The sequence below is a fragment of the Flavobacterium mesophilum genome (assembly GCF_039581405.1).
Lineage (GTDB): Bacteria > Bacteroidota > Bacteroidia > Flavobacteriales > Flavobacteriaceae > Flavobacterium.
Genome location: NZ_JBCPXZ010000003.1, coordinates 547,303 through 571,242, shown reverse-complemented (window position 1 = coordinate 571,242; position 23,940 = coordinate 547,303). Strand labels below are relative to the sequence as shown.

Here is a 23,940-nt window from a genome sequence, read left to right as displayed (position 1 = left end):
CCGCAGTGCGTCTTTTTTTTACGCCCAAAATAAAAAAACAATTAATCAGTGAAAATCCGCATAATCCGTGGGCAAAAAGAACCTTTTTATAAACAATAACGTTGTAAATAAAGCAACATTTTTGATCTTAAAAGAAATCCGCTGTTTTTTTGTACTTTTATGTGATAATCCCAAAATGCATCGATTTTGATAAATTTCAATCCACTAGAACTATTCCAGACAAAAGGAAAAATCAAGAAAGTTTTTAGAGAAGCAAAAGCTTCTTATTTGAACCGAATTCGTTTTGCCGTTGGAATGTTTTATTTCGGAATGGGATTAAGTTTTGCCACTTGGGCAAGCCGAATTCCGGATATCAAAACCGCGCTACATTTAACCGAAGGCGATTTAGGATCCATACTTTTTGCACTTCCAATGGGGCAATTGATCATCATGCCATTTTCGGGCAAAATGGTAACCAAGTTTGGAAGTCACCGCATTTTGATTTTCTCCTTAATTATGTACGTTTTATGTCTCGTTAATTTGGGGCTAGCAACTACTGCATTGCAATTGTCGTTAGGATTGTTTTTATTTGGCTTGTTTGGAAATTTAGCCAATATTGCCGTAAACACACAAGGCGTTTATACCGAGGTTCTTTTTAGAAAAACCATTATGTCATCGTTTCACGGAATGTGGAGCTTTGCAGGTTTTACTGGAGCTTTGGTGGGTTTAGGAATGCTGGCTTTAAACCTATCTCCATTGCATCATTTTTTAATAGTAGCGGGAGTAGTGTTGCTTATGATTGTTTTTAATTTTAAATTTTTGGTCAAAGCCAAAGAAAAAATCAAAAACAAAGGCGAGAAGAAAAAACTATTTACAAAACCAGACAGTGCCTTGATTTGGCTTGGCGTTATTGGATTTTGCAGTATGGCCAGCGAAGGAGTTATGTTTGACTGGAGTGGGGTTTATTTTAAAGATATTGTAAAAGCTCCTGGACCATTAGTTGTTTTAGGATATACTTCATTTATGATTATGATGGCCAGCGGAAGATTTCTTGGCGACGGCCTTATCAATAAATTCGGACGTGAACGTGTCATGCAGATTAGCGGTATCATGATTTCTGGCGGACTTTTCACTGCCGTTTTTCTGCCTTATTTAATTCCGTGTACCATTGCTTTTATGGCGGTGGGTCTTGGCGTTGCAACAATTGTTCCTACTGTTTACAGTTTGGCAGGAAAAAACCCGACTGTACCACCAGGAGAGGCCTTAACGATTGTTTCGAGTGTTAGTTTTCTTGGCTTTTTAATGGGACCTCCTGTTATTGGACATATTGCCCAAAATTTCGGACTTCAATTCTCTTTTGCCTTTATCGGAATATTTGGCGTGCTGATTGCTTTTATGGTTTCTAAAATTAGAACTTCGGATTAAGTTTCTCTAAAAGTTTAATAAGCAAAGTAAATTTTTAGCGGATTTTTTATTTTCTATTTAAAATTTGCAAGAATTTTTTTCTACTTTTGTTTTTTGAAACCCCTGCAAATAGGGCTAGATTCTCTTTTCCAAAAACCAATTTTATCTTTTGAATAAGGATTTCAATCCTGAAATTATTTCAAAGTAAATTGGATTTTAATGATTAAAAAATACGTAGCAGTTTTTATTTTATTGGTTTTTAACAGTGCTTTTGCTCAGGAAACAGTTTTTCGTGGAATTGTTGTAGATGCCAAAACGCAAAACCCACTTTCGAATGTTGTCGTTAGCATTCAAAATACAGCAATAACGAAACTTAGTTCAAGAACAGGGCAATTTGAACTGCATTCACCCACCGAAGGAGAACAATTGCTTTTGATTCGCAATCAAGGATGCAAAGATTTATTGCTAAAAATTCACTCAAAATTTGGGCAGATTGTTTATCTCGGAACGCTTCAATTAGAAGATTTGTATTCTGATGAAACACCTGCTGCATTAATTACACTTTTAGATACAGATTTGTCTGATGACAGTGGTTCTTCAGATATGACTTCAGGACTTTTACAATCGGCTAAAGATGCTTTTATGCAAGCCTCGGCTTTTAATTGGGGACAAGCCCGATTCAAAGTTCGAGGATTAGACAGTGAAAACGGAACCATGATGCTTAACGGCATGATGATGAATAAAATTTACGATGGAAGGCCACAGTGGAATAATTGGGGCGGACTTAATAATGTACTCCGAAATCAAGAATTTTCAGTCGGAGCGGCAATTTCCAATTATACTTTTGGAGGTGTTTTGGGAACACAGCAAATCGCAACACGAGCTTCATTGTTTCGAAAAGGAACACAACTCGCTTTTTCAGGAAGCAATACAACTTATATAGGACGCGCAATTGGCACCTGTGCTTCGGGAATGGATATATCGGGTTGGGCTTTTGTAGTTTCTGCTGGAAAACGTTGGGCAAACGAAGGTTATTTTGATGGTACTAATTTCAATGCAGACTCTTTTTTTATGAGTGTTGAAAAGAAATTAAGTAATAAACATTCACTCAATTTTACCGGATTTTACACGCCAAATTCAAGAGGGAAAAATTCGCCAAATACAAATGAAGCAACCATTTTAATGGGCGAAAAATACAATTCGTATTGGGGGTTTCAGAATGGCGAAAAGCGAAACGCGAGAGTGAAAAACATCGAAGAACCATTGTTGATGCTTAACCATTATTTTAAAATTGATGAAAAAACCAATCTGAATTCTGGTATAATGTATCAATTTGGAAAAATTGGAAACAGCAATATTGATTATCAAAATGCGAATAGTTCGGATCCAGTTTATTATCGAAAAATGCCGAGTTATTTTAGCTCGCTTTATGCAAAAGATCATGGAGAATTTTCAGGATCTTTTACTCCCGATTATGAAAATGCTGAAAAAAGCAAAGAGATATTTCTGGCGAGTCCGCAAATTGACTGGAGTGCAATGTATTTGGCAAATCAGAAACCGACTGAAAATGGTTATGAACCTGCCCAAAGCCATTATGCTCTTTATGAAGACCGAACTGACGATAAAACATTTGCCTTAAATTCTACTTTAAATACTCAGATCAACTTAAACATTTCCTTTGATGGAGGATTTGTTTATAGAAATTTAAAATCGCATAATTTTCAGTACTTATTAGATCTTTTGGGAGGAAATTATTTTTTGGATATTGATCCTTTTTATAAGGGAAATTTATCACAATCCGATTTATTGCATCCCAATCGGTTAGTTGAAAAAGGAGATATTTATGGTTACAATTATAATTTTTTAGCCAATACTTTTGATGTTTTTACGCAGTTTAAATTTACTTACAACAAGACTGAATTCTTTTTTGGACAATCGTATTCCATGTCAAATTATCAAAGAGAAGGGTTGTATCAAAACGGACTTTATCCAACAAATTCATTAGGAAAAAGCGAGAACGTGATTTTCGAAAATTTTGGATTTAAAGGCGGATTCACCTATAAAATTTCAGGAAAACAATGGTTGTTTTTTAATGGATCGCATCTTACTCGGGCGCCCTCGCTTCGAAATACTTTTTCAAATTCAAGATTAAATAATTCTGTTGTTGATGGGGTTGAGAGCGAGAATGTTAGTAGTGCCGAGGCAAATTATGTATATCGTTCGCCTAAACTTAAAATGCGCTTGACGGCATATTACACTTCAATAAAAAACACCTCAAAAACTTCTTTTTTCTATGCCGAAGGAATTTTTGATAAAGGAGCAGGATATGATCCTACTGATGCATTTGTGAGTCAAACTTTGACAAAATTAGACAAGAAAAATAAAGGCGCAGAAATAAGTTGTGAATATCAAATATCAGCAACTCTAAAAACAGTTTTTGCTGCTTCTTACGGAAATTTTGTTTACACAAGTAATCCTGATGTAACAATTACTAACGATGCAAATCTTGCCAAGGAAGGTTCTCAAACAACTTTCGATTTTGGAAAAGCTTATCTTAAAAATTATAAACAAGCTGGAACGCCTCAGCAAGCATATTCACTGGGATTAGAATATCGAGATCCTAAGTTTTGGTGGTTGAGTACCAACATTAATTATTTGACAGACAATTATATTGACGTTTCTCCAATTTCAAGAACATCACAGTTTTATATTAATCCGGTAAATGGATTTCCTTTTCCTGAAGCAACATCTGAACGCGGAAATGAATTGCTGAAACAAGAAAAATTCAGTCCAATTACATTGCTAAATATCAGCGGAGGGAAGTCTTGGCGCATTTATAAAAAATATATTGGACTTTTTGCCAGTGTCAATAATGTATTGAATTTAATGTATAAAACGGGTGGTTTTGAACAAGCTCGAAATGCTAATTTTCGAGCTTTAAATCAAGATGTTTCAAGCGGAACGCCATCATTTGGATCCAAATATTATTACGGTTATGGCCGAACTTATTTCTTAAATCTAACAATCGGATTTTAAATTGAAATTTATTTCTTATGAAAAAAACAATTCTATTTTCAACTTTATCATTGGTTTTTTTCAGTTGCAGCACTGAAGTCGAAATGCCAAAATTAGAATGCACACAACCTGATTTTATAGTAAATAAAACAGTAGAGAAAGTATATGAACTTTCAAACCCAACAGCGAAAGAATATGCATATGATGATATTATAGAAGCTTATGTTGTTTCAAGTGATGAAGAAGGGAATTTTTTTAAAACCATTTCTTTTCAAACAAAGTCTAACGAGAAAAGCCCCGCAATAGGATTTAGTGTTCCGCTCGATGCTTCAAATTCATATATAGATTACCGAGTAGGAAATAAAGTTTATGTGAAACTTAAAAACCAGTTTACAGATTTATATAATGGTGGATTACGAATTGGGAGCTTATATGTGAGCGGTTCAGGTGATCCTACTATTGGTAGAATTTCACAAAATGAATTTCGAAACGTATTAAATGCATCGTGCACAATAATTGATGAAAATCAGTTGCTTCAATCGCTTTCTATTGAAAATGTTTTAGATGATTCGAAATTAAATACTTTGATTGAGCTTACTGATGTTGAATTTACTGAAGATGCTTTAGGCCGTCATTATTTTGAAGAAAGTAATAATGTGGGAGGCTCTACAAATTGGAATTTAAGAGACAAAACAGGAAATCAAATCATTTTCAGAACTAGTAGTTATGCCAAATTTGCAGATCATTTTGTGCCAGAAGGAAATGGAAAAGTCCGCGGAATTTTAACCAAATTTGGATCAGATTATCAATTTATGGTTCGGTTGGAAAGCGATATTGAAATGAATGGAAAAAGAAATACTCCATTTTTTGCTGAAGATTTCCAGTCGGTTAAAAATAACGTCAATTTTACGCTTCCAGGTTGGAGCAATATTGTTGAAAAGGCTACAAAACTTTGGAAAAGTATGGTGTATTCAGGAAATGGATATGCAGAATTTAATACTACAAGCACAACCGCTACCGAAAATATTGCTTGGTTGATTTCACCAAAAATTAATTTAACAGGATATAAAAATGCTGTTCTTTCATTTAGAAGCGCACAGCATGATTTAAAACTGGACTCGCCTTTAAATACTTTAGAAGTTTATGTTTCAACCAATTTTGATGGTACAAGCGTGACCAAAGCAAAATGGACAAAATTAGACGCAAAAATTCCTTCGCTTGCCACTCCAGCTCGTCAATTTATAAGTTCGGGAGGAATTAATTTATCTGGATATTCAGGAAATATCAATATTGCTTTTAAATATATCGGTTCGGGAAAAGATAAGACTTTGAACGGGGCTTTTATGGTTGATGATGTGAAGTTGTTTGGTGAAAAATAAGAGGTTTTCTTTTGGGTTTTGGGAAGAAAAACTAGTGGCGACTGTTTTTTGAGATTTTAGCTATTAGAATTTGTCAGAATTTTGTATTTTGGTCATCCCAAATTGAAACAAGAACAAAATGAAAACCTACTTTATCGCCATCTTGATGATGGTATTTCCATGCTTGATCCACAGCCAAGATCAGGCCGATGCTGTTAAATTAAAGCAAATCAACATTGTGAAAACAAATTACCAGAACTCAAAAGATGGTGAAATTGTAAACAAAACAATGGTTTTTAAAGACGGTAAACTTCAAACTATCACTACTTCAGATGTTATTCAGCACTTTTTTTACAACAAAAACGGTTTGTTGGATATGACGGTAAAAGACAAAGTAGGAAGCGACTGGAAAGAAGTTATAAACTACACTTATGATGCCAATAATAACATCACGAAATTTGTAAAAAAATATCAAGAAGGGCCTGATTACATTACAAAAGTGGTCACTTTTTTCTATGAAGGTTCAAGGATAAAAGTAACAACTAAAAAGAGTACAAATCACCAAAATTTAGTTGACGATATCGAATATATTGTAGAAAACGGAATTATTGTAAGACGTACTTCGCGCGATAGAAATAAACAAATCATTGGTAAAATTGAATACGTTTATGTAAACGATAACGTATCAAAACATAAGGGTTTGGTTGGAGATAAAATCTCAAAATCATTTACGTATGATGATAAAAAATCAGCGGACCAATTGATTGTTCAAAGCCTTTTTGGAGATAACTACAAGGTAATTGTTCCAATGATTTCGTATCATGAAGAAGAATTTGCTTTTGAATCGATTTCATATAATAATGAAATGAATTTCAGTCCATCTTCTACAGTTTTGGTTGCTGTGAGCAGAAAATATAAATACAACAAATTGAATTTCCCGATTTCGTGCTCTCAGATTGAAGAAAACGGAATTGTAAAAACAGAAAAGACATTTATTTACGAATAAATCATTTTTGATAAATCTTGGAGCCATTTATAAATTAGGTTTATTGCCTGATTTATAAATGGTTTATTTTTTGAATTGAATTTAAAATTGAAATTCTATAATTGCAGGTAGCTTACAAATGATTAAATTTGTGGCTTATTTTAAGATATGTTAGAGAAAGAAGTTATAAATTTTGAGAAAACGGCCATTGTGGGTATTGTGACTCAAAATCAAAGTGAGGAAAAACTTAACGAATATTTGGACGAATTAGAGTTTTTGACTTTTACCGCTGGTGGTGAAGTTATAAAACGCTTTTCGCAAAAAATGGAACGCCCGAATCCGAAGACTTTTGTGGGAACGGGGAAAATTGACGAAATCAATCTTTTCGTAAAAGAAAACGCAATATCGACTGTTATTTTTGATGACGAATTAACACCTTCGCAACAAAAAAATATTTCACGAATTATTGACTGCAAAATTCTGGACAGAACCAATTTGATTCTGGATATTTTTGCACAAAGAGCTGAAACTTCATACGCAAGAACGCAGGTAGAATTGGCGCAATGTCAATATTTATTGCCAAGACTTTCTGGTTTATGGACGCACCTTGAGCGTCAAAAAGGGGGTATTGGTATGCGTGGTCCTGGTGAAACCGAGATTGAAACCGATAGACGTATTGTTCGTGACCGAATTTCGTTATTGAAAGAGAAAATCAAAACGATCGACAAACAAATGAGTATTCAAAGAAGCAATCGTGGCGCTATGGTGCGCGTGGCTTTAGTTGGATATACAAACGTTGGGAAATCGACTTTAATGAATGCGATTGGTAAAAGTGATGTTTTTGTTGAGAATAAATTATTTGCAACTTTAGATACAACGGTTCGAAAAGTGGTGATTAAAAACTTGCCATTTTTGCTTTCAGATACGGTTGGGTTTATTCGAAAATTGCCTACTCAATTGGTTGATTCATTTAAAAGTACGCTTGATGAGGTTCGTGAAGCCGATTTGCTTTTGCATGTTGTAGATATTTCGCATCCTGATTTTGAAGATCATATTGAATCTGTAAATCAGACTTTGCAGGAAATTAAAAGTAATGATAAGCCAACGATTATGGTTTTTAATAAAATCGATGCTTATAAACACTTGACAATTGACGAAGATGATTTAATTACCGAAAGAACAAGAAAACACTGGACGCTTGATGAATGGAAACAAACATGGATGAGCAATGTGGGTCAGGATAAAGCTTTGTTTATTTCGGCAACTAGAAAAGAAAATTTTGAGGAATTTAGAGAAATGGTTTACGAAGCGGTTCGTCAGATTCATATCACGAGATTTCCGTACAATAAATTTTTGTATCCAGATTATAAGGATGCAATTGAAAAGGAAGAAGAATAAAACAGAAAGCGCTCCAATTGGAGCGCTTTCTGTTTTATTTTGGACTATTGGTCTATTCCTCGCAATGACTAAAAGAAGCCTATTGTTTGAATTTAGCCCCGATGGAGGCGGTATCCTTGCTGGCCCGAGAGGGCAACAGCGAGATATAGCCGAGAGCGGGAAACCATGCTTGCTAAAATGCCTTTTGTGTTGCTTCTGATGATTAGAATCCGAAGTTAATTCCTAAACCAAATACTTCTCTGGTTTGAAATCCTTGAAAAGCATTGTCATCATAAATTGTTTGGAAGGAGAAATTTGCCGATAGAAATTTATTGACTTTCATCACGATGTTTAACGAATAATTGATATCGACGTTTTGTGGATCTTCTAAATAATTTGAATACAAATTAAGCGTGTTTTCGGCAGTTACATTGGTCATGATGGCCAGTTTGTAATATACCGAAGCATAAAAACCGAGTTCGTAACGCATGCTTTTGCCGGAGTCGACACCAAAATAATAGCCGTCAGGATAAGGCAAGCCAGTTGCCGGATCGATGGCTGTGGTGTAAGCACTGTCTACAAATGTGAATTTTGAGGTTAATGGTGCAAAATTTATTTTGAGATTTTCATCTTTTGACCAATAAATACCTGGACCGGTTGTTAAATATCCCGGAGACATGAATTTAGTGTTTTCGGTTCTGATTTCTTTTCCGTTTGCATCTTGTCCGTAAATGTATCCGGTTGTGAATTGTGTCCTAAAGTTTAGGAAATAAGAGTAATACCATTCTCCAAATGCTCTTTTCCCGACAACAGAATTGAATTCGAAACGGTCATCGGTTTTCTTTTCGAAATCGGCATTTTTGGTTTGCAGTAAGCCGTAATAAGCTAGAACTTTATTATCCCAAGTTATGTCGTCTTTTTTGTAATTGAAATCATAATTGATTCCGAGTGTTCCTGAGAAGCTGTCTTCACCTCCAGCAATCCAGTTATTGAAACTTGATTGGTTTAATAAAAGTGATACGGTTCCTTTTGCTTTCCAGCCTTCTTTTTCAATTGTATCATTGATTTTTTTGACGGCTTTTTCGGTATTTTGCGCTAGTTCTTTTTCTGTATTTTGGGCTTGTACAAAAGTAAGATTCGCTAAAACGAAGAGTAATAATAGGATCTTTCTCATGGTGTTTAGTTTAAGTGTATAGCCAAATATACTAAAAACCAATGAGATGTGAAGGTGCGACCGTCTGTTATTGAAGGTTATTTCTTAGATTCTTTGTATAAAGGTACTGCAGAACATGCTTCGCCATACATAATGCTTCGTGCAAAGGGCTGTAAATATGTTGTAGCTAAAATATACGCACGCATTGGCACTGGTTTTTTAGAACAGCCTTTTACAATTACGGGTTTACTTTTGTAAACAGAATAATCTAATTTGCTTAGAATTTCTTCGTACAAACTTGCATCCAGATCTTCGATAGTTCCGTTGACCACTTTTTTTGCAAAAGGAGCCAAATGTACGCTTACTAAAATTAATGCCCAAGCAGGAATAATAGCGTCTGTACTGCAATGTACCGCAACATATTGATCTTGGTATTGCGACCAATCGTGATTTTTAAGATGCTCTCTAAAGTCTTTTTCTTTCAATAAAAATCCTTCCAAAAGCCATTGCGAAATGTCAATTTGAGTTCGCATTCCTTTTGGATAATAATCCTCAAGATCAAAAACTTCTAAAGCACTATTGGCAACTTTATTGATGATTTCTTCCATGTGAAAAGTGGTTTCAAGTTTCAGGTTTCAGGTTTCAAGTTGTTTAACCTGAAACCTGAAACTTTAAACCTGAAACAAATATTAAAGCATTCCTAATTCTAACTTTGCTTCTTCGCTCATTAAATCTTTGCTCCAAGGCGGATCGAAAGTAATTTCAACGTCTACATCTTTGATGTTTTCAATTGATTTTACTTTTTCTTCTACTTCTCTTGGCAAACTTTCTGCAACCGGGCAGTTTGGAGAAGTAAGGGTCATTAAGATTTTTACTTCGTAATCTGTGTTTACCATTACATCGTAAATTAATCCTAATTCGTAAATATCTACAGGAATCTCAGGGTCGTAAATACCTTTTAAAACTCTTACGATTGATTCTCCTAATTCGTTTGTGTCAATTTCTTGTTCCATTTTTATTTGTTGTTTTTGCCACGAATTTCACAAATTTCCCGAATTAAAAATTAGTGCTAATTCGTGTAATTTGTGGCAGAGAAAATTTAATTTTTGTTTTTTGCATCAAAAGCCAAAGCATACATTTTGATGTTTTTGATCATCGAAACTAAACCATTGGCGCGTGTTGCTGATAAATGTTCTTTTAAACCGATTTCGTCAATAAATTGTGTGTCAGCGTTTATAATATCTGATGCTTTTTGATTCGAGAAAGCACGAATTAAAATCGCGATTATTCCTTTTGTCAAAATCGCATCGCTATCTGCTGTGAAAACAATTTTATCATCTTGTTGTTCACCTTGCAACCAAACTTTTGACTGACAGCCTTTGATCAAATTATCGTCGGTTTTGTATTCTTCTTTGATTAACGGAAGACTTTTTCCTAGTTCGATGATGTATTCATAACGTTGCATCCAATCATCAAACATTGAAAATTCGTCAATTATTTCGTCTTGAATTTCTTTTATAGTCATAATTATTCTTTAGCAAAATCAGTAAGCAAATTGACTAATTTTTCAATTTCCTTTGGCGGGAAACCATTGTCGAAACCTTTTGTTTCGTAGGTTTTCTGATTTTGAGTTATTTTTAAATTTCCAATTGCGGCACCGTCATAAAAACGTTTTTCTGTTGGTGCTTTCAAATTCGGAATATTTTCTAGTTTTATTTTTGAAAACTCAGCTACAATTTGTTTCCATTTTGCATCGTCGATTTTCTTTTCAACAGCTTCTGCATTTCTGCCATTAGTCACTGAAACAGTTTTATTCTCAACAATTATCTTTTTAAAAACTCCTCTCGAAACTGCAGAATATTCCATTTTTGTCGTGGTCATATCAGCTAATTTTTGACTTGAACAGCTCGTTGCGATGAAGATGGTAAAGAATAAAAAAGATAAAAGTCTCATAAAAGTGTTTTTAGCTTAACATGGTTTGTGCTTTTTTCACAGCATCAACCATGGCGTCAATTTCCTCTTTTGTATTGTAGAAAGAAAATGAAGCACGAATTGTTCCCGGAATACAGAAGAAATTCATAATTGGCTGAGCGCAATGATGTCCTGTTCTAACTGCAATTCCTAATTTATCGATGATAGAACCAACATCATATGGATGGATTCCATCAATATTAAACGAAACTACAGAAGCTTTATTTTTTCCAGTTCCGTAGATTCTGATGCCTTCAATTTCAGATAAACGTTTTGTAGCGTGCTCTAAAAGTTCGTGCTCGTATGCTTGAATATTTTCAAAACCAATTTCGTTTAAATAATCAATTGCAGTTCCTAGTACGATTCCGCCTGCGATATTTGGAGTTCCAGCCTCAAATTTATGAGGAAGATCAGCGTAGGTTGTTTTCTCGAAAGTAACTTCTTTGATCATTTCTCCACCACCTTGATACGGAGGAAGTTTGTTCAACCAAGCTTCTTTTCCGTACAAAATTCCAGTTCCAGTTGGACCGCACATTTTATGTCCTGAGAAAGCGTAAAAATCACAATCTAATTCCTGAACATCTGGTTTTAAATGCGGAACCGCCTGCGCACCATCAATTAAAACGGCAGAACCTACAGCGTGAGCTTTGTCAATAATATATTTGATTGGGTTAATGATTCCCAACGCATTTGAAATATGATTTACAGTAACGATTTTCGTTTTGTCTGAAAGCAATTTGTCAAATTCTTCCATGATCAATTCTCCATTATCATTGATCGGAATAACTTTTAAAATCGCTCCCGTTTTCTCGCATAACATTTGCCAAGGCACAATGTTACTGTGGTGTTCTAAAGAAGAAACAACTACTTCATCGCCGGGTTTTAAAATTGAAGCAAATCCGTTTGCAACTAAATTAATTCCGTGTGTAGTTCCTGAAGTAAAAAGTACTTCGTGAGCATGTTTTGCATTGATATGCTCTTTTACTTTTCCACGCGCAACCTCGTAAGCGTCAGTTGCTAACTGGCTCAAAGTGTGAACGCCACGGTGAATGTTAGCGTTGATTTCGTTATAATATTTTACTTCAGCATCAATTACAACTTGTGGTTTTTGCGAAGTAGCTCCGTTGTCGAAATATACTAATGGCTTTCCGTTTACAGTTTGAGAAAGTATCGGGAAATCAGCTCTTATTTTTTGAATATCTAGCATGTCTTATTTAGAAAAAATCTATTTACAAAAGTACTAAAACTAAATTTGTTTATACAGAAATTCTATAATTTCCTTTTATGATGCCATTGATTGAAGGCGTAAATGCTGATTCCGTAAAAATCAATTCGGTTTTCTGAATTATCTGAAACAGTTTTCTAATTTGACACTTAAAATCGTGAACATAAATTATTTATATTGCAGTAAAAATATCTAATCATTATGAAAAAATTTCTAAAAGTATTCCTTCTTGTATTGGTTCTTGCTTTTTTGTACTTCGGATTTACGACGTATCCGAAACTTGATTTGATTTCTGGTTTTTCTGCCAAAAGTGTTGCTTCGGGGCATTTTTTGGATAATCGTCCGTTGGATTTAATTCAGAAAACCGACAATGATATCGACATGATTGATTTGGCTAAAAATTCAATTGATGATGCCGGAAAGTTTGCAGTTGCTTCAGTTTATGGATTGAAAGAAAGAAAAGCGATTTACCGTGAAGGTTTAGGAGCCACTTTGATTGATGATAATTTTGATGTTTCAAAACCATATTTGCTTCCAAAAAGAACGAAATTAGAAAATAATCTTCCTTTTCCATATGGGAATAATGAGCCAAAAGACACGGCTTTCTCAAATGTTGATTATTCAAAATTGAAATCGGCTGTTGAAAATGCGTTTGATAAAAATGGAGGAAAAAAGAAAAGAACTCGTGCAGTTGTCGTTTTATATAAAGACAAACTGATTTTTGAGAAATACGATACAGGATTCAATAAAGACAGTAAAATTTTAGGCTGGTCAATGACGAAAAGTATTACAAGTTCGGCTTTTGGAGTTTTGGCAAAACAAGGAAAAATTGATATTTACAAACCCGCTCCAGTTGCAGAATGGAAAAACGATGAACGCAAAAATATTACGCTAAACGATTTGCTTCATATGAATTCAGGTTTAGAATGGGAAGAGAATTACAGTACAATTTGTGATGCTACAAAAATGCTTTTTCAGGCAGAAGATATGGGGAAAGTACAATTGGAAAAACCAGCGCAATTCAAACCAAACACACATTGGAATTATTCTTCCGGAACAACCAATTTATTATCTCTAATTCTTAGAAGACAATTTAAAACACAACAAGAATATCTTGATTTTTGGTATAGCGCTGTAATCGACAAAATCGGAATGAACTCGATGATTGTAGAACAAGATATGAGTGGCACTTTTGTTGGTTCGTCTTACGGATGGGCAACACCGCGCGACTGGTCAAAATTCGGATTATTGTATCTTCATAAAGGAAATTGGAATGGCGAACAAATCCTTGACGAAAGCTGGGTAAAATACACGGCAACTCCAACCAATACTTCTGAAGGAAAATACGGCGCTCAGTTTTGGTTAAACGCAGGCGGAAAATTCCCAGATGTTCCTCGTGATATGTTTTATTGCAGTGGTTACCAAGGTCAAATGGTGGCGATTATTCCATCAAAAGATATGGTGATTGTGAGAATGGGAGTGAGGGAAGAAGAACCTGGATTTGATTTTAATGGGTTTTTGAAAGAGGTTATTGCTTCTGTTGGGAAATAAAATTATTTAACCGCAAAGAGCGCAAGGTATAAAAGCGCAAAGTTCGCAAAGTTTAAAACTAAACCTTGCGAACTTTGCGTAACCTTTGTGTCTTTGCGGTAAAACCCGACTACAAATCAAACCCTAAATTCACTCCTAATTTATTAGCAATAATTTTAGTAATTCTTTGTTTTAATTCTGGTATTTTAATGCTTTCGATAACGGCATTTGAGAATGCGTACATCAATAAAGCTTTAGCTTCTTTTTTCGGGATTCCGCGAGACTGCATGTAGAACATTGCTGTTTCATCAAGCTGTCCAACAGTACATCCGTGAGAACATTTTACATCATCAGCAAAAATTTCTAATTGTGGTTTTGCGTTGATTGTAGCTTTGTCGCTTAATAAAATGTTGTTGCTTTTTTGGAAAGCATTTGTTTTCTGAGCTTCTTTTTCAACTAAAACTTTTCCGTTGAAAACTCCTGCTGAACGATCAGAGAAAATTCCTTTATAATCTTGGAAACTTTCGCAGTTTGGTTGCGCATGGTTTACCAAAGTATAATGGTCAACGTGTTGTTTGTCATTCAAGATAGAAATTCCATTAAGCGTACTTGTCAGTCTTTCTCCGAAGTGGTAAAAGTTTAAGTTGTTGCGCGTAAGGTTTCCTCCAAATGAAAATGTGTGAACATAAGCGTGACTCTCTTGTTGTTGAGAAACGTAAGTGTTGTCAATTAAGTTTGCCTCGCTGTTGTCGTTTTGAATTTTGTAATAATCAACAATCGCACGTTTTTGAGCGAAAATCTCCGTAACAGAATTTGTTAAAACTGGATTTTCATTCAAACTTTGGTGACGCTCGATAATTTGAACATGTGAATTTTCACCCACAATAACCAAATTTCTTGGTTGAACCATTAAAGCAGCTTCATTTCCAGTTGAGAAATACATAATTTCAATTGGTTTATCAGCAACTTTTTTCTTCGGAATATTGATAAACGCACCTTCCATTGCAAAAGCAGTATTCAATGAAGTCAAACTATCATCTTTACTTGCTATTTGATTAAAGTAGGTATCAATAACCATTTTATATTTTGGTTTGGTCAATGCTGAAGACATCAAGCAAACATCGATTCCGTCGTGCGTCGTAGAAGACAAATGCGAACTGAAAACACCATCAATAAAAACTAATTTATAAGTGTCAATTTCGTGTAAAAAGTATTTTTTTACCTGATTGAATTCGATTGCACTTTCCTGCTTTGGAAAAACCGTAAAGTCATTTTTTAAGATGGCATTTAACGATGTGTATTTCCAAGCTTCTTCCTTTTTGGTTGGGAAACCTTTATTTTCGAAGTTTTTTATAGCATTTGTACGGATGTCATGCAAATCTGAATGCACATCAACACGCTCTTCAAAAGCCATAAAAGACGATACTAATTTTTCTTTTAAATCCATTTCTTTAGTTATAAGTTATGAGTTATAAGTTATGAGTTTGGTAAACTGTAAACTGTAACTGTAAACTAGTTTTCTGCCTTGATCCAGTCGTATCCTTTTTCTTCTAATTCGTAAGCCAATTCTTTTCCTCCTGATTTTACAATTCTACCGTTGTAAAGAACGTGAACGAAATCTGGAACGATATAATCTAACAAACGTTGGTAGTGCGTAATAACGATAATGGCGTTTTTCTCGCTTTTTAATTTGTTTACACCATTAGCCACAATTCTTAAAGCATCGATATCAAGTCCAGAATCGGTTTCGTCTAGGATTGCTAATTTTGGCTCTAACATTGCCATTTGGAAAATCTCGTTTCTTTTTTTCTCTCCTCCAGAAAAACCTTCATTTAAAGAACGAGATAAAAATTTACGATCGATTTCTAACAATTCAGATTTCTCACGAATCACTTTTAGCATTTCGTTTGCAGGCATTTCTTCCTGACCGTTTGCTTTACGAGTTTCGTTGATAGCAGTTTTCATAAAGTTAGTTACACTAACTCCAGGAATTTCTACTGGGTATTGAAAAGAAAGGAAAACACCTTTGTGTGCTCTTTCTTCTGGAGCTAAATCAGCAAGATCTTCTCCGTCAAGAATTACCTCTCCGTCTGTAACTTCATAATTTTCGTTTCCTGCAATAACAGCAGAAAGTGTACTTTTTCCAGAACCGTTTGGTCCCATTATCGCGTGAACTTCTCCAGCTTTAACTTCTATATTAATTCCCTTAAGGATTTCTTTATCACCAATCGCGGCGTGAAGGTTTTTTATTGATAACATTGTTTTTTATTTTATATAAATGTCAATTCTATTTTTGTTTGTTGGTTTAAGATGTCTGCATTATAATGCGCGTGTCCTAAATATTCCATGCCTAAATAATCGGCTGATTTTTGGAACGGAATGTAAAAACTCTCTTCGATTTCATTATCGTGTGAATTTGTAATTACTCCGATTTTCTTTCCTCTTAGTTTTCTTCCGGTTTCTTTCTCAATTCGGATTAAATCTGAAATCCTGTCAAAAAAGACCTTCATAATGCCGCTCATATTATACCAATAAACGGGCGTTGCAAAAATTAAAGTGTCGTACTTTTCGATAATTCCTCTTATCAAGGGCAAAAAATCATCGCCTATATTTTTGCTTTCGTAATCATAATAGGAAATAGTGTAATCACTTAAATTAATTACATCTATGTTGTGTTCTTTCGAAATTTCATCCACAATTTTTGTTGTGTTTCCGTTTTTTCTGGAAGAACCTAAAATGATGACTTTTTTGTTTTCCATCTTTAAATTATCCTACAGAACCTTCTAAAGAAATCTCTAATAATTTTTGAGCTTCAACAGCAAATTCCATTGGAAGTTTGTTCAATACATCTTTACTGAAACCGTTTACAATTAAGGCAATCGCTTTTTCAGTCGGGATACCTCTTTGGTTGCAGTAGAAAACCTGATCTTCTCCAATTTTACTTGTAGTTGCTTCGTGCTCGATTTTTGCTGATGGATTTTTACTTTCGATATAAGGGAAAGTATGCGCACCACAATTGTTACCCATTAATAACGAGTCACATTGCGAAAAGTTTCTTGCATTCTCTGCTCTTGGAGAGATTTGCACTAAACCACGGTAGCTATTTTGTGATTTTCCAGCCGAGATACCTTTAGAAATAATAGTCGATTTAGTGTTTTTACCTAAATGGATCATTTTTGTTCCAGTATCTGCTTGTTGGAAATTATTGGTAACAGCAATAGAATAAAATTCTCCTACTGAATTATCTCCTTTAAGTACACAAGAAGGATATTTCCAAGTTACAGCAGAACCTGTTTCAACTTGTGTCCAAGAAATTTTAGCGTTAGTTTCGCATAAACCTCTTTTCGTTACAAAGTTGTAAACTCCACCTTTTCCTTCTTTGTTTCCAGGGAACCAGTTTTGAACTGTAGAATATTTAATTTCAGCATCGTCCAAAGCGATTAACTCAACTACAGCAGCGTGTAATTGGTTTTCGTCACGGCTTGGCGCTGTACATCCTTCAAGGTAAGAAACGTAGCTTCCTTCGTCAGCAATAACTAAAGTTCTTTCGAATTGTCCAGTTCCTGCTTGGTTGATTCTGAAATACGTTGAAAGTTCCATTGGGCATTTTACGCCTTTTGGAATATAACAGAAACTTCCGTCAGAGAAAACAGCTGAATTTAATGCAGCATAAAAGTTATCTTTCTGAGGAACAACAGTACCTAAATATTTTTTTACTAATTCTGGATGCTCTTTAATTGCTTCAGAAATCGGACAGAAAATAATTCCTTTTTCTGCCAAAGTCTTTTTGAAAGTCGTAGCAACAGAAACAGAATCGACTACAATATCCATAGCGATATTGTTCATCTTTTTTTGTTCATCTACAGAGATTCCTAGCTTTTTGTACATCTCTAATAATTCTGGATCTACATCATCCAAAGTTTTATTAGGATCTACAGTTTTTGGAGCTGAATAATATGAAATCGCCTGAAAGTCTGGTTTTTCATAATGAACGTTTGCCCATTCTGGCTCGATCATTTCTTTCCAAGCACGGAAAGCCTCGATGCGCCATTCGGTCATCCATTCAGGTTCTTCTTTTTTAAGCGAAATAGCTCTTACAATCTCTTCGTTTAAGCCAATAGGAAAAGTCTCAGATTCTATATTGGTATAAAATCCGTACTCATATTCTTTAGTTTCCAGTTCGATTTTTAAATCGTCTTCGGTGTATTTGCTCATTATATATTTAATGTTGTCTTAAAATTGTAAAGTCCAAAGTTGGAAAGTCATCAAGAAGTCTTTAAGACTTTATGACTTTCGGCTTTTGACTAAAGCGAAAATGATTCTCCGCATCCACAAGTTCTGCTTGCGTTTGGATTATTGAAAACAAATCCTTTTCCGTTCAATCCGCCAGAGAATTCTAAAATTGTTCCGGCTAAATAAAGGAATGATTTTTTTTCAACCGCAATTTGTATATCGTTATCTACGAATATTTTATCGTCATCTCCTTTGGTTTTGTCAAATTTTAAATCATAAGACAAACCAGAGCATCCACCGCTTTTCACTCCAACACGTACGTAGTCGTGAGCGGCATCAAAACCATCATCAGTCATCAGGTCGATGATTTTCTTTTTGGCTGTATCAGAAACTTTTATCATTGTTTTTATGGTATTTATCTTTTTCAACATTCCTTTAATATTCATTAAAAAGTAATTAAATTATTACATTTTAAAGTGCTGTCTGTCAATGTTGAAATGAAATTGTCCGCAAAGATACGACTTAAAAACCTTTTTCCATAACGGTTCACATTATTATAACAAATGTTAAAATAGATAGAAGTTATTTTGATGTTTAAAATTGTCGGAAAGTCCCGCTATTTGTTGAGAAATAAAAAGAAACTTACAAAATCGGTATTTGTTTTGCTGCCAAATTATTAAGAGTTCCCAAAAAGCGTTAAAATACCGTATTTTTACCTATTTGTAATTTTAAATTTATGGTACTTTTGCAATAAATTATGATAAATCATGAAAAAAAATTACAAAGATAGCTGGATCAAAGCACTTTTTGCAATTATTTTTATTTTTGGCATTGGAGCCACATATTTGATTTTTAGTAGCGAGACAAATGCGATTGAAGAGAAGCCTAAAAGCAGTAGGCTTGAAATAATCGAGCCGGTTTCAGAATCTATGGATCAGGAGAATATATTGGACTCTTTGAATAATTTGAAGCTGGCTTATGATGTTGCCATTTATGAAAAAACTGCACTTTCTGAGGAGTTGGAACTTGAAAAGAAGAACATTGAAAATTTGATGGAAATCATCAAGGCATCAAAAAATCCTTCGGCAGAACAAATTAAAATTTACCGCAAACAGCTTTCGGATCTAAAAATATCATTGGACGCGAAAGTAAAAGAGGTTAAAAAACTGAAATCTCAGAATAAAAACTTGCTTACCGAAATCGAAAGCCAGAATGTTGTCATGTATAAGCAAAAAGCTGAAAATGACACCCTGATTTCGAAACAGAAAAAATTGGAATCGACTTTGAAAGATGCTGCGAAACTTTCGTTAAGCAATTTTAAAGTAACGGCCATTAATGAAAAGAGTTCGGGCAAAGAACAGGAGACAACCAAAGCAAAAAACACCAAAAAACTAAAAATAAGCTTTTCTGTAAACGGAAGTTCTGCTTCAAAAAATGGAAAGAAAGTGTATTATATCCAGGTTTTAGATCAAAAAAACACTGTCTTGGGTGAAAATAAATTGATCGAATTTGGTAATGATAAAGCTTTAGTTTACAGTTTTTTGGTTGCATGCGATTATCAAGGGAAAACAGCCAATGTTTATGGCGTTTTAAATGATGATCTGAATACATTTAAGAAAGGAACTTATTTTGTCAATTTCTTTGATAAGCAAGAAATCATGGGCAGTTCTTCTATTACTTTAGAATAAAGTTTCAAAAGTTTTGTACTGAATTTTTAGTTTAAAGAGCAGGATTTCCTAGCTTTGTTTCTTTACTAGAAATTATTTTTATGAAACTTTATCCAATAGAATCTGGAAATTTTAAGTTAGATGGTGGTGCTATGTTTGGCGTTGTTCCTAAAACGATCTGGAGCAAAACGAATCCCGCAGATGCTAATAATTTGATTGATATTGCGGCGCGCTGTTTATTGATTGAAGATGGAAACCGTCTTATTTTAATCGATACCGGAATGGGCGATAAACAGTCAGAAAAGTTTTTTGGCTATTACTCGCTTTGGGGTTCGCATTCTATAGATAAATCGCTGGCAAAATATGGTTTTCACCGAGATGATATTACGGATGTTTTTATGACGCATTTGCATTTTGATCATTGTGGAGGAAGCGTGCAATGGAATGCTGATAAAACAGGATATGAGCCTGCTTTCAAAAATGCCAAATTCTGGACGAATGAAAATCATTGGGAATGGGCAACAAAACCAAATCCGCGTGAGAAAGCTTCTTTTCTTTCTGAAAATATTCTGCCAATGCAAGAGAGCGGCCAATTAAATTTTGTTGATCGGCCTGAAAGTGATTTTGGTTTTTCTAGAGAATTAGGTTTCGATATTTATTATGTCGATGGGCATACCGAAAAACAAATGATTCCGCATATAAAATATCAAGATAAAACTATTGTATTTTGCGCTGATTTATTGGCTACAGCCGGACATATTCCGCTTCCCTATGTAATGGGTTATGATACAAGACCTTTGTTGACCATGCCTGAAAAATCAAAAATGCTAAATGCCGCCGCCGATCAAAATTATTATTTATTCTTAGAGCACGATGCTCACAATCAAATCATCACAGTTGAACATACTGAAAAAGGTGTTCGCTTGAAAGAGGTTTTTACTTGTGAAGATATTTTTTAAAATTGTAAAATGATAAATTATAAACCTGCTTTTTTATTAAAAAAAGGCAGGTTTTTTTATGCTATGTTTTTAAGAAAAAACTGCATTTTTAGTGTTTTAAAGTAGGTTTTTTATCGTTAATAATTGAATAGGAAAATTCTTCTATCTTCTACTGTGCCAATGTATTAGAATGTGTGAAATTTAACACAATCTTCTTGTGTTGATAGTCATATAAAGTTGCTTTTTAGAAATATTATAAATAGGTTTGTGCTTCAAAATTATTAATAATTAACCTATGAAAAAATTTATTGTTTTTGTTTTATTAATGTCTGTTTTCAGCTCCAAAGCACAAAAAGTAGACCTTGACCGTTTTTACTTCGGTGTAAATTATCAAATACTTCCAAAAGAATATGTTCCATTTGAAAAGAGAACATTTTCATCAAGAGTAAAATTAGGTTCAGCATTATATAGTTATGTAAATCCAGAAACTGCAAATGAAAAAGTTTATATAACAGGCTGGAAAAAAGTTGAATCAAACGGTACTGTTGATATCGAACTTAACCTAGAAGATTTTGTTGAGAGAGGTGTTTCGCCTAAATCAAGAGTTGAAGAGGAGAAAAGAGATAAAGATGGTAAAGTTACATCACCTCGAAAAGTTTTTTATTGGGTAGAGGCAACTTATGCTACAAGAGGATATGCTAAAGTAAAAGGTCCTGTTACTGCAGCACCAGTTTCAGATAAACAAATCGAAGCAGAAAAAGCAAAACAGGCCGCTGCTGCAAGCAACAGGTTTTTGAAAAATGCAGTTGTGAAAAAAGATTCTACTGTTTCAAACGAAGGTTTTAATGTTAATTTCAATGGAGAATTAAAATATACTTCAAAGGAAACTATGGATCCATCAGCATCTATGAAGGAGTTTAACATAAACAGAACTGCTATTAAAGAACAAACATTAAGAGATTTTGCTAATAATTCATTGAATACTTTCGGTAATAATATTGATAGAGTTTACGGTTTCAAACCTAAAAGTGATAACGAAATTCTATGGATTTTGGATGCGAAAAGCGACGAAGGAAAAACTCAAATTGAGGCAATTCAAGCAGTTAAGTCGTTATTTGCAACTATGAAAGCTGACGAGCCAATTGATGATTTGAAATCTAATATGCAACCTCTTATTGAGTATTTTGATTCATTGAAAACAAAATATACTGAAGACAACAAAGCTTCGCGCAAAATGAGATATTCAGCTTATTATAATTTAGCTGTTATTTATCTGATGTTAGACCAGCCAGAAAAAACTATTGCTGAATCTGAAAAATTGATCGCTAACGATTATGATAAGAGTGACGGAAAAGCATTAATCGAAAGAGCAAATAATTTAATTGCAAGCTTTAAGGCATCAAAATTAAATACAACACATAACCCAGCCCTAAAATAGAAATCCATGAAAAAAATTACAAAAATTATTTTATTTGTTGTACTGGCAGGAATTAATCAAACTGTTAGTGCTCAGTCTACAGGTTGGTTTGGTAAAGCAACGATATCAAACCCGCTTAACTTGCGTGGTCCTGTACCACCAATAAATTTGGATTACGGAAAATACAAATCATACGAGATGATTCTGGACCTTGCTCCGGGATTAGAAAGCAGTATGAACAATAGAAAGATTCCTTATTCAGCAGAAAAATATTATGAGGCTTTCGCAATTTCTGGTTTGAAAAAACAAAAAGAAGGTGATTTTAAAGTAAAATATAATCTGACTCGTTTTGAACTTGTAAATGACGAGGATTATGTTCAAAATACGTATCAAAAAGCTCCAGCATATTACATTGGTTTGGAGTCTAATTTAGAAATTACAGACAAAACTGGAAAAGTGATTTACAAAAGATACACTACTCCTAAAGTTTGTATGTATGTTATCAATCCGTCAGAAACTTATGATAATTTGACTTATAAAATATTGACTGACAATTTCTACAGCATGATTGAAGAATTTGAAGGTTTCTATTTATATGGACCAAAAATTACAAAGATGAGATATTCTGATCTTGAGAAAAAGAAAAAATCAAAATCTACTTTCAATATTGATGAGTATAACCAATCACTTCAAGTTATGCCAACTTTGGTTGATGTAGATAGAGAAAACTGGGGAGATTTATTTGGTGAAGCACAAAAATTCTGGAAAGAGCTTGTGAACTTTCAAGATAAAAATGATGAAGATTTAGCAAAACAAATCAGATTCAGTGCAAACTATAACTTAGTTGCAACTAACATCCTTTTAGGAAATGTAGAAGAAGCTTCTAAATACTTGCCTGGAGTAAAAGAAAATGAAAAAAGCTTTTTGGGTATGAGAAATGACTACCCTTATTTGGCAGGCGTAGTTGAAGATATTGAAAAATACAAAAAACTGACTGAAAAAGCATTTACTATTGAGGCAATACCTCAAGAACCAGTTTTGCCTTCATACAAAAAAGCAGCTACAGCGTTTAGATATGCAGAATTTCCGGGTGAAGTTTTAGATACAGATTCTAAAGTTTGGAAAGGTAAAGTTAGAGTAATCAGTGATTATCCTGAATTGGTAGATTTAAGAACTGAGCAAACAGTATCTGGTTTAAGATCTATGATGGATGGAATTGGTTCTGAAAAAAGCAGTGTTTACATTTATGTTGAAGGTCAGAAAAAACCAGAAAGAACTAACTTGAAAAAAGTAGTTAATATTAAAGATGAAGAAGGAAGAATGTACATTGTAGGTAAAACAGGAAGAGGAGTTTCTGCAATTTCATTTGGTGATAAGCCAGAAACTAGTTCAAAAAGATACTCAATGTTCGAAGAAGTTAAAAAAGGCGGAAAAGTTTCTCTATACCATGAGTTCTTCCCACAAGATGCTTATACTTTGAAAAAATCAGTAGAAGATGAGTTTTTCTGTCCTCCAATTTTCTTAGGAAGAAGAAAAGCATTGAAAGAGTACTTCTCTGACTGTCCAAAAATGATCGAGAACATCGAAAAAGGAGCTTACGATCACGAAAACAAAGAGACTTACATCAAAATGTTTGACGATTATACTGCATTATGCGGTAACTCATAACACTTTTTTAAATTACAATT

At 34.1% G+C, this 23,940-nt stretch carries 21 protein-coding genes; 10 read left to right on the top strand and 11 right to left on the bottom strand.

Annotation, left to right across the window (positions count from 1 at the left end):
* Positions 1–186: 186 nt before the first annotated feature.
* The 5 genes from AAYQ19_RS11385 (at position 187) to hflX (ending at position 8,139) form a co-directional block, all read left to right on the top strand.
* Positions 187–1,404, top strand: coding sequence for an MFS transporter (locus tag AAYQ19_RS11385; protein WP_343536387.1), 1,218 nt, complete (start codon positions 187–189; stop codon positions 1,402–1,404).
* 198 nt (positions 1,405–1,602) lie between these two features.
* Positions 1,603–4,419 (top strand): TonB-dependent receptor, encoded by a 2,817-nt coding sequence (locus AAYQ19_RS11380; protein WP_343536386.1) that lies wholly within the window; start codon positions 1,603–1,605, stop codon positions 4,417–4,419.
* Between the two features lie 17 nt (positions 4,420–4,436).
* Positions 4,437–5,777, top strand: a complete 1,341-nt coding sequence (locus tag AAYQ19_RS11375; protein ID WP_343536384.1) for a DUF5689 domain-containing protein — start codon at positions 4,437–4,439, stop codon at positions 5,775–5,777.
* Between the two features lie 118 nt (positions 5,778–5,895).
* Positions 5,896–6,762: a hypothetical protein gene (locus AAYQ19_RS11370; RefSeq protein WP_343536382.1), complete on the top strand. Its 867-nt coding sequence runs from the start codon at positions 5,896–5,898 to the stop codon at positions 6,760–6,762.
* 147 nt (positions 6,763–6,909) lie between these two features.
* Entirely contained in the window at positions 6,910–8,139 is a 1,230-nt protein-coding gene (hflX, locus tag AAYQ19_RS11365) for a GTPase HflX (protein ID WP_343536381.1), read from the top strand.
* Between the two features lie 202 nt (positions 8,140–8,341).
* Here the strand turns inward: hflX and AAYQ19_RS11360 are convergent, their stop codons facing one another.
* From AAYQ19_RS11360 to AAYQ19_RS11335, 6 genes are all read right to left on the bottom strand, one after another.
* Positions 8,342–9,292 carry a DUF3078 domain-containing protein gene (locus tag AAYQ19_RS11360; protein WP_343536379.1) on the bottom strand — a complete coding sequence of 317 codons (951 nt, stop codon included), beginning with the start codon at positions 9,290–9,292 and terminating at the stop codon, positions 8,342–8,344.
* Between the two features lie 77 nt (positions 9,293–9,369).
* Positions 9,370–9,879: a DUF2480 family protein gene (locus AAYQ19_RS11355; protein ID WP_343536377.1), complete on the bottom strand. Its 510-nt coding sequence runs from the start codon at positions 9,877–9,879 to the stop codon at positions 9,370–9,372.
* A gap of 81 nt (positions 9,880–9,960) precedes the next feature.
* The gene (locus AAYQ19_RS11350; protein WP_320569482.1) at positions 9,961–10,284 is read right to left on the bottom strand and encodes an SUF system Fe-S cluster assembly protein; all 324 of its coding nucleotides are present in this window, start codon (positions 10,282–10,284) and stop codon (positions 9,961–9,963) included.
* Between the two features lie 86 nt (positions 10,285–10,370).
* Positions 10,371–10,796, bottom strand: a complete 426-nt coding sequence (locus AAYQ19_RS11345) for a SufE family protein (RefSeq protein ID WP_343536376.1) — start codon at positions 10,794–10,796, stop codon at positions 10,371–10,373.
* A gap of 2 nt (positions 10,797–10,798) precedes the next feature.
* The gene (locus AAYQ19_RS11340; protein WP_343536375.1) at positions 10,799–11,224 is read right to left on the bottom strand and encodes a hypothetical protein; all 426 of its coding nucleotides are present in this window, start codon (positions 11,222–11,224) and stop codon (positions 10,799–10,801) included.
* Positions 11,225–11,234: 10 nt separating this feature from the next.
* Positions 11,235–12,449: an aminotransferase class V-fold PLP-dependent enzyme gene (locus AAYQ19_RS11335; RefSeq protein ID WP_343536374.1), complete on the bottom strand. Its 1,215-nt coding sequence runs from the start codon at positions 12,447–12,449 to the stop codon at positions 11,235–11,237.
* A 219-nt stretch (positions 12,450–12,668) separates the two neighbouring features.
* Here AAYQ19_RS11335 and AAYQ19_RS11330 point away from each other — a divergent pair, with 219 nt between their 5' ends.
* Positions 12,669–14,018, top strand: coding sequence for a serine hydrolase domain-containing protein (locus tag AAYQ19_RS11330; protein WP_343536373.1), 1,350 nt, complete (start codon positions 12,669–12,671; stop codon positions 14,016–14,018).
* A 109-nt stretch (positions 14,019–14,127) separates the two neighbouring features.
* Here AAYQ19_RS11330 and sufD read toward each other — a convergent pair whose 3' ends face one another.
* The 5 genes from sufD to AAYQ19_RS11305 form a co-directional block, all read right to left on the bottom strand.
* The gene (sufD, locus tag AAYQ19_RS11325) at positions 14,128–15,444 is read right to left on the bottom strand and encodes a Fe-S cluster assembly protein SufD (protein ID WP_343536372.1); all 1,317 of its coding nucleotides are present in this window, start codon (positions 15,442–15,444) and stop codon (positions 14,128–14,130) included.
* Positions 15,445–15,509: 65 nt separating this feature from the next.
* The gene (gene sufC / locus AAYQ19_RS11320; protein ID WP_057121683.1) at positions 15,510–16,256 is read right to left on the bottom strand and encodes a Fe-S cluster assembly ATPase SufC; all 747 of its coding nucleotides are present in this window, start codon (positions 16,254–16,256) and stop codon (positions 15,510–15,512) included.
* An 11-nt stretch (positions 16,257–16,267) separates the two neighbouring features.
* Positions 16,268–16,756 carry a flavodoxin family protein gene (locus tag AAYQ19_RS11315; protein ID WP_343536371.1) on the bottom strand — a complete coding sequence of 163 codons (489 nt, stop codon included), beginning with the start codon at positions 16,754–16,756 and terminating at the stop codon, positions 16,268–16,270.
* Between the two features lie 7 nt (positions 16,757–16,763).
* Entirely contained in the window at positions 16,764–18,212 is a 1,449-nt protein-coding gene (sufB, locus tag AAYQ19_RS11310) for a Fe-S cluster assembly protein SufB (protein ID WP_343536370.1), read from the bottom strand.
* Positions 18,213–18,301: 89 nt separating this feature from the next.
* A complete protein-coding gene (locus AAYQ19_RS11305; protein WP_026727150.1) occupies positions 18,302–18,631 on the bottom strand; it encodes a HesB/IscA family protein in 330 nt (109 codons plus the stop codon).
* Between the two features lie 366 nt (positions 18,632–18,997).
* On the opposite strand from AAYQ19_RS11305, the gene AAYQ19_RS11300 reads away from it, so the two are divergent.
* The 4 genes from AAYQ19_RS11300 to AAYQ19_RS11285 all read left to right on the top strand — a co-directional run bounded on the left by AAYQ19_RS11300 (position 18,998) and on the right by AAYQ19_RS11285 (position 23,920).
* The gene (locus AAYQ19_RS11300) at positions 18,998–19,918 is read left to right on the top strand and encodes a DUF8428 domain-containing protein (RefSeq protein WP_343536369.1); all 921 of its coding nucleotides are present in this window, start codon (positions 18,998–19,000) and stop codon (positions 19,916–19,918) included.
* 80 nt (positions 19,919–19,998) lie between these two features.
* Positions 19,999–20,856 (top strand): MBL fold metallo-hydrolase, encoded by an 858-nt coding sequence (locus AAYQ19_RS11295; protein ID WP_343536368.1) that lies wholly within the window; start codon positions 19,999–20,001, stop codon positions 20,854–20,856.
* Positions 20,857–21,130: 274 nt separating this feature from the next.
* Positions 21,131–22,273, top strand: a complete 1,143-nt coding sequence (locus AAYQ19_RS11290) for a hypothetical protein (RefSeq protein WP_343536367.1) — start codon at positions 21,131–21,133, stop codon at positions 22,271–22,273.
* Between the two features lie 6 nt (positions 22,274–22,279).
* A complete protein-coding gene (locus AAYQ19_RS11285) occupies positions 22,280–23,920 on the top strand; it encodes a hypothetical protein (RefSeq protein ID WP_343536366.1) in 1,641 nt (546 codons plus the stop codon).
* The last annotated feature ends 20 nt before the right edge of the window (positions 23,921–23,940 follow it).